The sequence below is a fragment of the Catellatospora chokoriensis genome (assembly GCF_011297315.1).
Classification (GTDB): domain Bacteria; phylum Actinomycetota; class Actinomycetes; order Mycobacteriales; family Micromonosporaceae; genus Catellatospora; species Catellatospora citrea.
This window is the reverse complement of record NZ_JAAOTI010000034.1, coordinates 73,532-88,225: the sequence shown is the minus strand read 5'-3', so window position 1 is coordinate 88,225 and position 14,694 is coordinate 73,532. Positions and strand designations below refer to the sequence as shown.

Genomic DNA, 14,694 nt, shown 5'->3' with positions numbered 1-14,694 from the left:
CGGAAGGCAGGCTCCCATGCGTCTCGCGCGTCCGTCCCTCGCGCTCGCCGCTGCCCTGGCCGCGGTCGTCCTGTCGGCGAACCCGGCAGCAGCCGCAGGTCCCATCCCCAACTCGATGGCCAGCATGGGTGACTCGATCACCCGAGGCTTCAACGCCTGCGGCTGGTACGTCGACTGCACCGCCCGCTCGTTCAGCACCGGCAGCTACGCCTCGGTCAACAGCCACTACCGGCGCATCCTGGCCAAGAACAGCGCCGTCAACGGCCGCAACTACAACGACGCCAAGAGCGGCGCGAAGGCCGCCGACATGCCGGGCCAGGCCAACACCGTGGCCGGGCGCAACGTCGACTACGTGACCATGCTGATCGGCGCGAACGACGCCTGCACCGGCTCCGAGTCGGCCATGACCTCGGTGGCCGCGTTCCGGGCGTCCATCGACACCGCGCTGAACACGATCAAGACGCGCCTGCCCGCCGCGCGGGTCGCCGTGATCTCCATTCCCGACGTCAAGCGGCTGTGGGAGGTCGGCAAGGGCTCGTCGTCGGCCCGCAACACCTGGTCGCTGTTCGGCATCTGCCAGTCGCTGCTGGCCAACCCGACCTCGACGGCGCAGGCCGACGTGGACCGCCGCGACCGGGTGCGCCAGCGGGTCGTCGACTTCAACGCCCAGCTCGCACAGGCGTGCGCGGCCTACGGGGCCAACTGCGACTTCGACGACAACGCGGTGTTCAACTACCCGTTCGCGCTGTCGCAGGTGAGCACGTGGGACTACTTCCACCCGAACACGGCCGGGCAGACGGTGCTGGCCCAGATCTCGTACGCCGCCGGCCACAACTGGTGAGCTGACGAACCAGGGGCGCTCCGCGGGGTTGGGGCGCCCCTTTTCCGCATGCCAGAATCGACAACACTCTTTACTGTTAACCGTCTTTAAATTAGTGTGGCATTCAAGCTCATGAGCGTATGACCGTCCCACCGCTCGCCGTCGGGCGACGTGCTCCCCGCAGCCGTCGCCCGCCGCGCGCTACTTCGGAAAGGACCACCGCCTCATGAGAAGGTCCCTGCGGGCCGGGCTCGCCACGCTCGGCGTGGCGCTGCTGGCCGGCGCACTCTCCCTCGTCGCGTCGTCGCCGGCCCACGCCGCGACCGCGACGTTCACCAAGGTCTCCAGCTGGGGCACCGGCTACGAGGGCAAGTTCACCGTCACCAACAACACCTCGTCGACCATCACCAGCTGGAACGTCCAGTTCGACCTGCCCTCCGGCACCACCATGGGCGTGTTCTGGGACGCCGCGGTGACCACCTCGGGTCAGCACGTGACCGCGACCAACGTGGGCTGGAACGGCACGCTGGGCCCCGGCGCGTCGACCAGCTTCGGCTTCAACGCCGCCGGTTCGGGCAACCCCGCCAACTGCACCGTCAACGGCGCGAGCTGCGGCGGCGGCACGCCGCCGAGTTCCTCGCCGCCGCCCGCGGGCGTGCCCGGCAAGCCCGGCAACCCGTCGGTCACCTCGGCCACCAACAGCTCGATCTCGCTGAGCTGGGGCGCGTCGACCGGCACCGTCACCGGCTACCGGGTGTACGAGGGCAGCACCGTGCGCGCCACCGTCACCGGCACCTCCGCCACGCACAGCGGCCTGGGCACCTGCACCGCGCACACGTACACCGTGAAGGCGTACAACAACAGTGGCGAGTCGGTGGCCAGCAACGCCGTCACCGGGACCACGACCGGCTGCCCGACCTCGAACTTCAAGGGCGCCGCGCCGTACTACTACGTCGGCTGGGGCAACCCGCCCGCACCTGCCACGGTCATGAGCGCCACCGGCATCAAGTGGTTCACCATGGCGTTCATCCTGTCCGGCGGCGGCTGCACGCCGGCCTGGGACGGCAGCCGCCCGCTGACCGGCGGGGCCGACCAGAGCACCATCAACGCGATCCGGGCCGCGGGCGGCGAGATCGTGCCGTCGATCGGCGGCTGGAGCGGCAACAAGCTCGGCCCGAACTGCTCCTCGGCGGCCGCGCTGGCCGGGGCGTACCAGCAGGTCATCAACGCGTACAACCTGAAGGCGATCGACGTCGACATCGAGAACACCGACGAGTTCGAGAACGAGGTCGTGCAGGACCGCATCCTCGGCGCCCTGAAGATCGTCAAGCAGAACAACCCCGGCATCAAGACGATCATCACGTTCGGCACCACGACCACCGGCCCGAGCTGGTGGGGCACCCGCCTGATCAACCAGGCGGCGGCGCTGGGCGCGAACATCGACATCTTCACGATCATGCCGTTCGACTTCGGCGGCGGCGCGAACATGTACCAGAACACGGTCAACGCCGCGGTCGGCCTGCGCAACGCGCTGAAGACGGCGTTCGGCTGGAACGACGCCACGGCCAACGCCCACCTGGGCATCTCCGGCATGAACGGCCTGTCCGACCAGCAGGAACTGACCAGCACCGCGACCTGGACCCAGATCAAGGACTGGGCCAACGCCAACGCGATCGCGCGCCTGTCGTTCTGGTCGGTCAACCGCGACCGCGGCTGCGCCGGTGGCGGCGTCCAGTCGGCCTGCAGCGGCATCGCCCAGCCCGACTGGGAGTTCACCCGCATCACCGCCGGCTTCACCCGCTGACCCGAACCCCCGGCCCGCGGCCATCCCCCGATGCGCGGGCCGGGCCCGACCCCACCCCTCATCGCCACCCTTGAAGACCTGCGGCCTCGGAGGACTCCCGAGGCCGCGGGTCTTCAAGAGTTGCGGACCGGGAGGAACCGGGTTTGTGGGGTGAAGCGCGCGTTTAGGGTTGGTTCATGGACCGCAGTGGCGAGCTGAGCTCGGTGCGGCGCAACGCCGTTTTCGGGACGGTGGCGCTCGGGCTGCTGCTGGCGGCGCTGGACCAGACCATCGTGGGAACGGCGCTGCCGACCATCGTGGGGGACCTGGGCGGGGCGTCGCACCTGTCCTGGGTGGTGACGGCATACCTGCTGGCCGAGACGATCGCCACCGCGCTGGCCGGCAAGCTGGGCGACCTGTTCGGGCGCAAGCTGCTGTTCCAGGTCAGCATCGCGGTCTTCATCGTGGCCTCGTTCTTCTGCGGGTTCGCGCACAACATGGCCTGGCTGGTGGCCTGGCGCGGCGTGCAGGGAGCCGGCGCGGGCGGCATCCTGGTCACCGCGATGGCCCTGATCGCCGACTACATCCCGCTGCGCGAGCGCGGCAAGTACCAGGGCGCGCTGGGCGGGGTCTTCGGCGTGGTGACCGTACTCGGGCCGCTGCTGGGCGGCCTGTTCACCGACCACCTGTCCTGGCGGTGGGCGTTCTACATCAACATCCCGCTCGGCCTGCTGGTCATGCTCATCTGCGCGTCGACCATGCCGAAGCTGCCCACGGCCGCCCGCCCGATCATCGACTACCTCGGCATCGCCATGATCGCGGTCGCCTCCACCTGCCTGATCCTGATGACCAGCTGGGGCGGCACGGAGTTCCCGTGGCTGTCCCCGGAGATCATCGGGCTGGGCGTCGGCGGCCTGGTCGCGTTGCTGCTGTTCGTGCTGATCGAGCTGCGGGCGCGGGAGCCGATGCTGCCGATGCGGCTGTTCCGCAACCCGGTCTTCACCATCTGCGGGGTGCTGAGTTTCATCGTCGGCTTCTCCATGTTCGGGGCGCTGACCTTCCTGCCGACCTTCATGCAGTACGTGCAGGGCGCCTCGGCGACCGCGTCGGGCCTGCGCATGCTGCCGCTGGTGTTCGGCCTGCTGATCACCTCGATCGCGAGCGGCACCATCGTCGGCCGCACCGGCCGCTACAAGTGGTTCCCGGTCTTCGGAGGCCTGATCACGGCGTTCGGCATGTGGCTGCTGTCGCAGATGACGGCGCTGACCACGCTGTGGGTCGAATCGCTGTTCCTGTTCGTGCTCGGCCTCGGGCTGGGCATGAGCATGCAGACGCTCACCATCGTCGTGCAGAACACCGTCAGCTACCACGACCTGGGCGTGGCCACCTCCGGCGTGACCTTCCTGCGTACGCTGGGCAGCGCGTTCGGGGTGGCGCTGTTCGGCACGGTGTACACGCACTCGCTGCAGACGCAGCTGGAGCGGTTCGGGCCGCTCGTCGGGGCGCTCGATCCACGCCGGCTGGAGAGCCCGGCCGGGGTGCACAGCCTGCCCGCCCCGATCCGGCTGCTGGTGGTCGGCGGCTACACCGAGGCGCTGCACATGGTGTTCCTGTCGGCGGTGCCGGTGGGCCTGCTGGCCGCCGTCATCGCACTGTTCCTGAAGCAGGTGCCGCTGCGCGACACGGCCCGCGCCGCGGCCACGGACCTGGGCGAGGGCTTCGGCATGCCGGAGTCTCCGGACCGCACCGAGCAGCTCGAACGCGCCGTCGCCACCGTGCTGCGGCAGAAGGGCAACACCGTCGCCCCGCAGGTGCTGGCCTCGGCCGGGGTCGACGGCGGGGTCGGGCTGGCCTGGTGCCTGTCCCGGGTGGTGCTGTTCACCGAGCACTACGGGCAGGCCCGGGTGGCCGACATCGCCGAGCACTACCACCTGCCGCCGCAGGTGCTCTGGCCCGCGTTCCAGCGCTACGTCGTCGACGGCTACCTGGGCGCGGTCGACGGGACGGTGGCCCTGACCCCCCGCGGCACCGCCGAGTACGACCGCATCGCGACCGCCTGGCGGCGGTGGGTGTCGGGCGAGCTGTCCGACTGGGACGACACCTCCGACGAGGAGTTCGAGCAGGCCGTCCGCCAGGCCGGCCGCGAGCTCGTGTTCGAGGACGAGACCCCGCCCGAGCCCGTCTCGGCGGTCCCGGCGCTCCCGGAGACGCCCGCCCGCGCGGGTCCCGGCCGCCACCGGGCGTAGGCGGCAACCGCCCGCCGCCCGGCCCGTTGATCGTTCGACTTGCCTGGCACCTGTGCGTATCTTGAGCCCGCTTTCGCCCACCTGCCTGGCAAGTCGAAGGATCTTGGAACGCCGTCGGCTGGCCCTTGGGTGCGTGAAAACGGTGTGGCCGGAGTGTGAACCGCGTCCGATCCTCGGGATGATCATCGCCAGCGGGGGTGATCGCATGTCACGCTGGCGACCATGGACATGACCGGGCTGATCGTCGGAGGCGTGGCGCTGCTCGCCGCCTCCGCGTACGGCGTGGTCCACCGCCGCCGGACGGGTAGGGTTCGCGCCGTGCCCGCCACCGCCGACCCCGTCCCGCCCCCGCAGGCCGACCTGCTCACCGACCTGGGCGTGCCGCCGGGCCAGGTCACCCTGCTGCAGTTCTCGTCGGCGTTCTGCGCCCCGTGCCGGGCCACCCGCGTCGTCTGCGCCGAGGCGGCCCGCACCACGCCCGGCGTGGCCCACGTCGAGGTCGACGCGGAGCAGCGCCTGGACGCGGTCCGTGCCCTGGACATCTGGAAGACCCCCACCGTGCTGATCGTCGACGCGTACGGCCGCATCGCGGGCCGGGCCCAGGGTGCGCCCACCCGCGCCCAGGTGCTGGCCGCCGTCGCGCCGCTGCTGCCCGCCGCGGCCGAGCCGACCGAGGAGAAGGCATGACCGACCCCCGTGGCCCCCGGTTCGCGGCCGCCGTCACCACCCTGGTGATGGTGGCCGTGCTGCTCACCGGCTCCGGCTGGCTGGCCCTGGCGCAGGCGGCGGTGTTCGCGCTGACCGCGGCGTCACCCCGCCTCGGCCCGTACGGGCTGGTCTACCGCACCCTGCTCGCGCCGCGCCTCGGCAAGCCCGCCGAGCTGGAGCCGCTGGCCCCGGTGCGCTTCGCGCAGGCGGTCGGCTTCGTCTTCGCCGCCGTCGCGACCCTGGGGTACCTGCTCGGCTCGCCACTGACCGGGGCGATCGCCGCCGCGTTCGCGCTCGCGGCCGCGTTCCTCAACGCCGCCTTCGGCCTGTGCCTGGGCTGCGAGCTGTTCCTGGCCTACCGCCGCCTCACCGGCCGCCCCCTGGCCGCCCGCGTCCCGGCCTCGTGACCCCGGCTCCCGTCGGACCCCTCTGCTAGAACGGCGGGGTTGACCGGGCACGGCGAAGGAGTGGACTGATGGCGACACGGATCCAGGTGACGATCGACTGCGCGGACCCCGGGCGGCTGGTGGAGTTCTGGGCGCTCGCGCTGCACTACCGGCCCCAGCAGCCGCCGGACGGGCACCCCACCTGGCGCTCGTACTGGCTCAGCAAGGGCATTCCGGAGGAGGAGCTGGAGGGCGCCGACGGCCTCGACTCGATCGAGGACCCGGACGGCGTCGGGCCGCGCTTCTGGTTCCAGCAGGTGCCGGAGTCGAAGGCGGGCAAGAACCGGCTGCACCTGGACCTGGCGGTCGGCGGCGGCCGCAGCGTCCCGCTGGAGATCCGCCGCGAGCGCGTCGCGGCGGAGGCCGAACGCCTCATCGCGGCCGGCGCCACCCGCCTGCGGGTGCTGCACACCGAGGGCGCCGACCACTACGGCGAGGTCATGCAGGACCCCGAGGGCAACGAGTTCTGCCTGCACTGATCGATCACGCGGCGGGCCCGCTCCAGCGGGGACAGCGCGGTCACGGGAGGCGCACTATGCTCCCGCGATGATCCTCTCCGAGCAGGAGACACCCCGTGCCGTGAGCCTGTGGCGCGACGGCGACTTCGTCCGGTTGTGGGCGGCGCGGGTGGTCTCGGTGGCCGGCTCCGCGGTCACCGCGGTGGCGCTGCCCGCGCTGGTGTACGCCCAGACGCAGTCTCCGGTCCTGACCTCGTTGCTGGCCGCGGCCTCGGCGGCGCCGTACCTCATGTTCGGACTGATCGCCGGGGCCATGGCCGACCGGACCGACCGGCGGCGGCTCATGGTGTGGACGGATCTGGCCAGGGGCGCGCTGCTGGCCACCGTGCCGCTCGTCGCGCTGGTCGCCGAACCCGCCTGGTGGCACCTGCTGGCGGTCGCCTGGCTGGTGGCCAGTGTCGGGGTGTGGTTCGACGCGGCGAGCTTCGGTGCGCTGCCCACCCTGGTGCGGGCCGACCAGCTGGTGGAGGCCAACAGCCGGGTGTGGTCGGCGAGCACGGCCGCCCAGATCGCCATGCCCGCGCTGGCGGGCCTGATGATCGCGTCGATCGGGGCCGGCGCCTCCGTCGCCGTGGACGCGGTCAGCTTCGCCGTCGCGGCGGCGCTGGTGTACGCCATCGGCCGACCGCTCAACCTGCCCCGCGACGCGGCCGACGGGTCGCGCCGCGGCCTGCTGGCCGACGTGCGGGAGGGGATGCGGTTCCTGTTCACGGAGCCGACCATCAGGCTGTTTACCGCGCTCGGGGTGAGCAGCGCGTTCAGCGGAGGTGCGCTGATCGGCCTGCTGGTCGTGTACGCGGACCGGCGGTTCGGCATCGGCCAGAGTGACAGCAGGCTCGGCATGATGTTCGCGGCCGGCGGTATCGGTGCCCTGCTCGCCACCCTGCTGCTGCCGCAGCTGTCGCGGCGGTTCGCGCCGCAGCCGCTGACCCTGGCCGGGATGGCCGCGGGCGCCGTCGTGCTGGTCGGGCTGGCGTTGGCGCCGAGCTGGCCGGTGGGCGTGGCGCTGCTGGCCGCGTGGGGCGTCGCGTCGATGTTCGTCATCGTCAACGGGATCAGCGTCCGGCAGGCGCTGACGCCCGAGCACCTGCAGGGCCGCGTGAACGTCGTCGGCCGCATGCTCACCTTCGGCGTCGGCCAGCCGCTGGGCGCGGTCGCGGCCGGGCTGCTGGCCGAGCGGCTGTCCGTGACCACGACGCTGCTGCTGTGCGCGATTCCCCTGGTAGTCGCCGTGGCACCCGGCATCGCCGCCGCGCGCCGCCAAACATCCGACGGCGTCCGATGAGCCGTGGCCTGACCTGATCGTCACCAGCGGCCCATGATCTGTTGTTGTGGACGCTGGACGTCGCCCTGGCGACGTCCAGCGTCCACGAAAACGAATCTTCACCCAGGACGGGTGAGCCGGAGACGGGCGGAGCCCCGTCCCTGCCGGGTGACGGCGGGGACGGAGCTCCGTGGTCGGACCGTCAGGAGCGGCCGGGTTCGTGGCGGCGCAGCGCCAGTCGGGTCAGGAAGATCAGCACGACCATCTGCACGCCGAGCAGGACCATGCACTTGATCCAGTTCTCGGCGGTGTGCGTGAACAGCGGGTCCTGGAAGGTCTTGGGCAGCATGGCGCCGACGTCGACCGTGGCCGCCGCCGCGCCGAAGCCCCAGCGGGTCGGGAAGATCCAGGAGATGATCTCCATGACCTGCTGTCCGGCCAGCACGAACAGGCCGCCGGAGAACACCAGCTGCGCCATGACCAGCACCACCATGATCGGGGTGGTCTGCTCCGTGGTGCGGGCCAGCGCGCTGACGAGCAGGCCGAGCACCGTGGACACCAGCGAGATGCCGACCATGGCGACGATGATCTCCGCCGTCTGGCTCGGGATGACCAGCGACTCCGTCGGCGGGCCCTCGAACAGCGTCAGGTAGACGAACAGCGCCACCTGCGCGGTGTTGATGATGAAGAAGACCGTGAGCTTCGAACTCAGATATGCCGCGGCCGACACCCCCACGGCCCGTTCCCGGGCGTAGATCGGCGCTTCGGCGACGATCTCCCGGACCGAGGCGGCGGTGCCCAGGAAGGCCGCGCCGGTCACCAGCACCACCAGGAGCTGTTGTGCCTGCAGGCTGAAGCCGGGCAGCTTGACCAGGCCGTCCGAGCCCGGGACCGTGTAGGCCAGCACCGCCAGGATCAGCGGCATGGCCAGCAGGAACGCGCTGAAGCCCCGGTCGGACAGGATCACATTGATCATCCGGAGGCAGAGCGTGAAGTACTGCCGGATCGGCGCGCTCGGGTTCCTGGCGAACAGTGAGAACTTCCGCCGGTCGATGTTCGCCCGGCCGGGTTTCGCGGCGGCCACGTTGGGCCGGACCCGGGCCAGGGCGTCGTCGACGCTGACCGAGGCGGGCTCGGCGTCGTCGACCGGAGCGCCGGGCACGGGCAGCACCGCGACGGGCTCGGTGAGGTCGGGCTCGTCGGTGCGTTGCGTCGGCACCAGCGGCTGCTGGGTCGTCGTCGGGTCGAAGACCACGTCGGCCGGCGCGGGCGGCACCGGCAGCACGGCCGGCTCGGCCCGGTGGGACGGGGTGACCGCGCTGACGTAGCGGGCGTACAGCGGGGAGTTGCGGAAGGCCCGGGTCCACCGCTCCGGCTCTTCGGTGATCTTCGTGAAGACGTCGGCGTAGTCCTCGGCGCCGAAGAAGCCGAGCAGCTGGTCCGGCGGGCCGAAGTAGCCCATCGTGCCGCCCAGGCACATCACCAGCACCCGGTCGCAGATGTCCAGGTGCAGCACGCTGTGGGTGACGACGACGACGGTCTTGCCCTTGTCGGCCAGCTCCCGCAGCTCGCCCATCACCTCCTTGTCCAGCGCCGGGTCCAGGCCCGAGGTGGGCTCGTCCAGGCACAGCAGCGACGGCTCGGTGAGCAGCTCCATGGCCACCGAGGCGCGCTTGCGCTGGCCGCCGGAGAGCACGTCGATGCGGGCCTTGGCGCGCTGGGTGAGCCGCATGGTCTCCATGACCTCGTCGACCTTGGCCCAGCGCACCTTGCGCGGCACGTCGTCGGCGAAGCGCAGCGCGGCCGCGAAGCGCAGCGCGGTGCGCACCTTGAGCTGCTTGTGCAGCACGTCGTCCTGGGGCACCATGCCGATGCGGTAGCGCAGCTGGGCGTAGTCGGCGTAGAGGTCGCGCCCGCCGTACCAGAGCCGGCCCTGGGTGGCGGGGCGCAGCCCGGTCAGTGCCTTGAGCAGCGTGGACTTGCCGCAGCCGCTGGGGCCGATCAGGGCGAGCAGGCTGCCCTCGGGCAGGGCGAAGCTGACGTCGTCGATGAGCACCTTGTTGCCCAGGCGCACCGTGAGGTCGTCGGCGATGATCGACGCGGGGCCGGTGTCGACGTGGTCGTGCAGCTGCACGCCGTCGAAGAGCAGCTCGTGCCGCCCGATCGAGACGATGTCGCCGGCGTGCATCAGCGTCGCCTTCTGCACCTGGCGTCCATTGAGGAAGGTGCCGTTGCGGCTGCCCAGGTCGACGATGTGGAAGGCGTCGCCGAGGCGGCGCAGCTCGGCGTGGTGGCGTGAGGCCTGCAGGTCGGCCAGCACGATGTCGTTGTCGGCGTCGCGCCCGAGCCGGGTGCGGATCGAGCCGTCGGCGGCGGCCGTCTGTCCGGAGCCGACCGCGGGGTCGGCGGGCGCGGCGGCGCTCTTGCGGCGTCGAGGCGTGCGGGAGGTGGAGGGGTCTGTTGACACTCGCACATCCTTGCGGCAAGACCAGTGCAGATCAAGCGCCATCCGGTCGGATCCGGCCGCCGTCGGGAACCCGATCGAGCAGGGACCGGCCCGCGCGTCCGGGTGATATTCCCGCACCATCGTGAAGATCGTCACGGCGGCGGTGTTCGGCGCACGCGGATTTCGGAGCTAAGGTGGTCGAGGTCGGTGCGTGGACAGTGTCCCCGGGCCTCACTTACAAAAGCCTTCACGGAATACCGTTCGGCTGGAGCCGTGTCGCGCCACTCGCCGCGAGGCGACCGCACGCACCGACCATAAATCTCGCAGTTGCCCGCCCGCTCCGGTGCCCGATCATCACCGGAGCGGGCGGTGCTCTCTGCCCGCGGCAGGATGGCTGCCGACGTTACTTCGGCGAGACTACCAACAAACTCGCACGAAATCCATCGCCGTCTCTTGATCGTGTCGTGCCGCGGATACCGCCAGGTCATGACGTGCAATGAGCGGTATGGACCAACGCACCGTCATCCTCCTGCTGCTGGTGCTCGGTCTGCTCTGCGTACCGGTCGGCGCGCGGTTGCGGCTGCCGGCCCCCGTGGTGGCCACCGTGTTCGGCGCCGCGCTCGGGCTGCTGCCCGGCCGCTCGCTGTCCCTGCACCCCGAAGTCATCCTGCCCGTGCTGCTGCCGCCGCTGCTGTTCGCCGCGGTGCAGCGCAGTTCCTGGCGGCGCTTCGCGCGCGGCTGGAAGCCCATCCTGCTGCTGGCGGTCGCCCTGGTCTTCGTGACCACGGCCGCCGTCGCGGCCGTCGCGGCCACCGTGCACCCCGCCCTGCCGCTGGGCGCGGCCGTGGTGCTCGGTGCGATCACCTCCCCGCCCGACCCGGCCGCGGTCTCCGCGATGGCCGGCCGGCTGGGCCTGCCCCGCCGCACCGTGACCCTGCTCGAAGGGGAAGGGCTGTTCAACGACGTCACCGCGCTGACCATCTACCAGGTCGCGGTGGCCGGGGTGCTCACCGGGACGCTGTCGGTCTGGAGCGCGGTCGCCTCGTTCGGCTACACGGCCGCGGTCGGCGCGGGTGTCGGCCTGGCCGCCGGGATCGTCTTCGGCTGGCTATTCGACCGGCTGCCGACCGCCGAGCTGCGGGCCGGGCTCAGCTTGCTCACCCCGTACGCCGCGTATCTCACCGCCGACTCCGTGCACGCCAGCGGGGTGCTGGCGGTGCTCGCGGCCGGGTTCTGGCTGGGCGCGACCCGGGCCGACCCCGACGACGTGGCCGGGCGGCTGTCCGGGCGCAACTTCTGGGACGTGGTGGAGGAGCTGGTCACCGGCTTCACCTTCGGGCTGATCGGGCTGGAGTTCATCGAGGCGCTCGACGACCTCGACGCGGGCGTGTGGCCGTACGCCCGCTATGCGATCTTGATCTGCCTCACCCTGGTGGCGGTGCGCTTCGCGTGGATGTTCGGTGTCGGCGGGCTGACCAAGCGGATGCGCTCGCGCGATCCCGCGGACGTGCCGGTCGGGTGGGGCGAGACCCTGATCGTGGCGTGGGCGGGCATGCGCGGGGTGGTCACCATCGCGACCGCGCTGGCGCTGCCACGGGACTTCCCGGCCCGCTCGCAGATCGTCTTCGTGGCGGCGGTGGTCGCCGTCGTCACCCTGCTGCTGCCCGGTGTGACGCTGCCCTGGCTCGTGAACCGGCTCGGGCTGAGCACCGGCGCGAAGCGCCGCCGCCAGGCCGAACAGGAGGTCATCGCGATGGCCCAGGAGGCCGGGCAGCGCCGCCTGGAGCAGTTGCGGGCCGACGGCACGGTGAGCGCGGAGACCGCGCACCGGCTGGCGCAGTGGCAGCGCGCCATCCTCGTCGACGAGGAGGCGGAGGACGACGACTGGGTACGCCAGCGCCAGCGCCTCGGCGACGTGCGGGCGCAGCTGCTGGCGGCCTCGCGGGCCGCGGTGCTCGACCACCGGGCGCGCGAGCCCGAGGCCGTGGACGACGTGCTGCGCCGGCTGGACCTGCACAGCGCCGTCTACTAGTGGCCCGGCGTGTCCCACCCGTCGTCGCTCCGTCCGAAGCGATGCTGTCCTAGCCGCGTGACCTGCGGTTATGTATCTGCTTCGACATGGAAGGCGGTCTCGATGAGACCATGGCGAATGTTCGCCGCACTCGCCGGCCTCGCGCTGGCGACGGCCCTGACCGGCGGCGCCGCGCAGGCCGCTCCACCGGCCGGGCACGACTGCATCACGCCCTCGGGCGCGAACCTCAACCAGATCTACGGCATCAAAGAGCGCATCGTCAGTCCGCCGATCTGCCTGGAGGTGCGCGCCGGCGAGCGGTGGGTGGTGCTGGCGAACTCGTGGACCACGGCGGCCGGCCCCGATGGAGCCGTCTACCCGGCCGGGTACACCCCCGAACTGCCCGCCCCGATCGACGACTTCAGCGCGAAGTTCCACATCGCCAAGTACGTGATCGACGGCGGCACCGATCAGGAGCGGGTCGTCGTCGCCGGCCCCGAGGCGCTGCGGACGTTCGTGGGCGCGGACGGCCTGCCGTTCGCGACCTTCCCGTCGCCCGCGCTCAAGCCGCTGCGTCCGGGCACGCACACGTTCGCCGTGTACGTCGTCATGTCCGCGCAGCACTGCGACGGCCTCGGCGTCAACGTCGAGCTGAACTGCCTGCCCGCGGGACTGACCGAGTGGTTCCCGCAGACGCCGTTCGAGGTGGTCGCCAAGTACGGGACGCCGGGCCGGCCCTGAGCCCCGCCGACGGGTGGCGCCCTCGCGGACGGGGGCGCCCCCGCCGGCGGCATCGACATTCCACCATGTGATCAACAACGTCGGCAATGGTTGCGCCGCATGATCGCGGGTGCGAGCATGTGCGGCGTGTCGATGTCCGCGGTGCGCCGCAACGCCTGGTGGCTACTGCCCGAGCTGCTGGCGCTGGCGCTGGTGGCGGGGCTGTTCGCCGTGGCGGCGCCCGCGGACCTGAAGGACGTGCTCGCCGACCGCGTCGCGGTGATCCTGGCGCAGTCGTCGCCGTCCGAGCACCACCAGCACGGCCACGACGTCGCCGCCGAGGACACCGTGCTGTGCACGGCGGAGACCATGGGCATGGAGCCCGCGGACGCGACCCGGGTGGCCGACGTGCGCGTGGTGTACGCGTACTTCTTCTGCGCCGCCGGGGAGCCGGGCCAGCCGTGGGACTTCGCCGCCCGCATCTCCGGGCCGGTCGTCGTCGAGCTGACCGAGCCGCCACGGGTGCGCATCGCCGAGGCGGGGCTGGGCTACCCCGACCGGGTCAAGGCCATGCTGCCCGACCAGTACGAGCCGTGGGCCTTCGGCGGCTTCCACGACCCGAGCCTGCCGACCGTGCTGCAGCAGCGCTATCTCGACGAGGTCGCCAAGGCCTGAGCGGCGCCACAGAGCCGACGTGGCGGTCCGAGGGCGGACAACGGGCCCCCGCCGCGCCGGACCGGTGGGCGACTAGGCTGATCTTCATGCGATTCGGATTGTTCGGCACGGGCTACTGGGCGGAGCAGACCCAGGGCGCGGCACTGGTGGCCCACCCCGAGGCGGAGCTCGTCGGCGTATGGGGCCGCGATCCGGCCAAGGCCGCCGCACTCGCGTCGCGGCTGGGCGCCCGGCCCTATGCCGACGCCGACGCGCTGATCGCCGACGTGGACGCGATCGCGGTGGCGCTGCCGCCCGACGTGCAGGCGCCGATCGCGGAACGGGCCGCCCGCGCGGGCCGTCACCTGCTGCTGGACAAGCCGCTGGCGCTGAGCACCGCCGACGCCGACCGGGTGGTCGACGCCGTCGCGGAGACCGGCGTGGCCAGCGTGGTCTTCTTCACCGGCCGCTTCGACCCGGACGTCGCGCAGTCGCTGGAGCAGGCGTGCGCCGCGGGCGGCTGGAGCTCGGCCCGGGTCACCATGTACGCCTCGATCTTCGCGCAGGGCGGCCCGTACAGCGAGTCGGCCTGGCGCAAGGTGCACGGCGGCCTGTGGGACATCGGCCCGCACGCGCTGTCGCGGCTGCTGCCCGTGCTGGGCCCGGTGACCGAGGTGACCTCGCTGGCCGGCGCGCACGCGACCAGCCACGTGCTGGCCCGGCACGAGAGCGGCGCGGTCAGCGTGCTCATGCTGACGCTGGACGCCCCGCCGACGGCGCTGCTGTTCGAATACCAGCTGCACGGCGAAGCCGGGGTGCTGGACCTGCCGGGCGGCTCCGGCGACCCGGTTGCCTGCTTCGGCCGGGCGATCGACGAACTGCTCACGCAGGCGCGGCATCCGGGTGAGGACGGTCCGGCGCACCCGTGCGACGTGCGCTTCGCCCGCGAGGTCGTGTCGGTGCTGGAGGCGGCGCAGCTGTCCCAACAGGAGGGACGCACGGTCGCCGTCCGGTGACCGGTGCCGCGAGGTCCCGGACCGGTGGGGAGCTGGATCGTTCAAGCGATCCGCAATCGTGT

At 71.8% G+C, this 14,694-nt stretch carries 12 protein-coding genes; 11 read left to right on the top strand and 1 reads right to left on the bottom strand.

What is annotated here, in order from left to right:
• The first annotated feature begins 16 nt into the window (after nt 1–16).
• The 7 genes from HAV39_RS36050 to HAV39_RS36020 all read left to right on the top strand — a co-directional run bounded on the left by HAV39_RS36050 (nt 17) and on the right by HAV39_RS36020 (nt 7,806).
• The gene (locus tag HAV39_RS36050; protein WP_191843637.1) at nt 17–841 is read left to right on the top strand and encodes a GDSL-type esterase/lipase family protein; all 825 of its coding nucleotides are present in this window, start codon (nt 17–19) and stop codon (nt 839–841) included.
• Between the two features lie 205 nt (nt 842–1,046).
• Nucleotides 1,047–2,624, top strand: a complete 1,578-nt coding sequence (locus HAV39_RS36045; protein WP_191843636.1) for a cellulose binding domain-containing protein — start codon at nt 1,047–1,049, stop codon at nt 2,622–2,624.
• 176 nt (nt 2,625–2,800) lie between these two features.
• Nucleotides 2,801–4,849, top strand: a complete 2,049-nt coding sequence (locus HAV39_RS36040) for an MDR family MFS transporter (protein WP_191843635.1) — start codon at nt 2,801–2,803, stop codon at nt 4,847–4,849.
• 222 nt (nt 4,850–5,071) lie between these two features.
• Nucleotides 5,072–5,536 carry a TlpA family protein disulfide reductase gene (locus HAV39_RS36035; RefSeq protein ID WP_239120686.1) on the top strand — a complete coding sequence of 155 codons (465 nt, stop codon included), beginning with the start codon at nt 5,072–5,074 and terminating at the stop codon, nt 5,534–5,536.
• A complete protein-coding gene (locus tag HAV39_RS36030) occupies nt 5,533–5,964 on the top strand; it encodes a DUF4395 domain-containing protein (protein ID WP_191843634.1) in 432 nt (143 codons plus the stop codon). The genes HAV39_RS36035 and HAV39_RS36030 overlap by 4 nt, the downstream gene beginning before the upstream one ends.
• Before the next feature lie 68 nt (nt 5,965–6,032).
• Complete coding sequence (locus HAV39_RS36025; protein WP_191843633.1) at nt 6,033–6,482, top strand: VOC family protein; 450 nt, start codon at nt 6,033–6,035, stop codon at nt 6,480–6,482.
• 67 nt (nt 6,483–6,549) lie between these two features.
• On the top strand, nt 6,550–7,806 hold the full coding sequence (locus HAV39_RS36020; RefSeq protein ID WP_191843632.1) for an MFS transporter: 1,257 nt from the start codon (nt 6,550–6,552) through the stop codon (nt 7,804–7,806).
• A gap of 181 nt (nt 7,807–7,987) precedes the next feature.
• Here the strand turns inward: HAV39_RS36020 and HAV39_RS36015 are convergent, their stop codons facing one another.
• On the bottom strand, nt 7,988–10,252 hold the full coding sequence (locus HAV39_RS36015) for an ATP-binding cassette domain-containing protein (protein WP_203736339.1): 2,265 nt from the start codon (nt 10,250–10,252) through the stop codon (nt 7,988–7,990).
• Nucleotides 10,253–10,736: 484 nt separating this feature from the next.
• Here HAV39_RS36015 and HAV39_RS36010 point away from each other — a divergent pair, with 484 nt between their 5' ends.
• The 4 genes from HAV39_RS36010 to HAV39_RS35995 all read left to right on the top strand — a co-directional run bounded on the left by HAV39_RS36010 (nt 10,737) and on the right by HAV39_RS35995 (nt 14,632).
• Complete coding sequence (locus tag HAV39_RS36010; RefSeq protein ID WP_191843630.1) at nt 10,737–12,263, top strand: cation:proton antiporter; 1,527 nt, start codon at nt 10,737–10,739, stop codon at nt 12,261–12,263.
• A gap of 102 nt (nt 12,264–12,365) precedes the next feature.
• Nucleotides 12,366–12,983, top strand: coding sequence for a hypothetical protein (locus HAV39_RS36005; protein WP_191843629.1), 618 nt, complete (start codon nt 12,366–12,368; stop codon nt 12,981–12,983).
• A gap of 99 nt (nt 12,984–13,082) precedes the next feature.
• Nucleotides 13,083–13,637, top strand: coding sequence for a hypothetical protein (locus HAV39_RS36000; RefSeq protein ID WP_191843628.1), 555 nt, complete (start codon nt 13,083–13,085; stop codon nt 13,635–13,637).
• An 86-nt stretch (nt 13,638–13,723) separates the two neighbouring features.
• Nucleotides 13,724–14,632 carry a Gfo/Idh/MocA family protein gene (locus HAV39_RS35995; protein WP_191843627.1) on the top strand — a complete coding sequence of 303 codons (909 nt, stop codon included), beginning with the start codon at nt 13,724–13,726 and terminating at the stop codon, nt 14,630–14,632.
• The last annotated feature ends 62 nt before the right edge of the window (nt 14,633–14,694 follow it).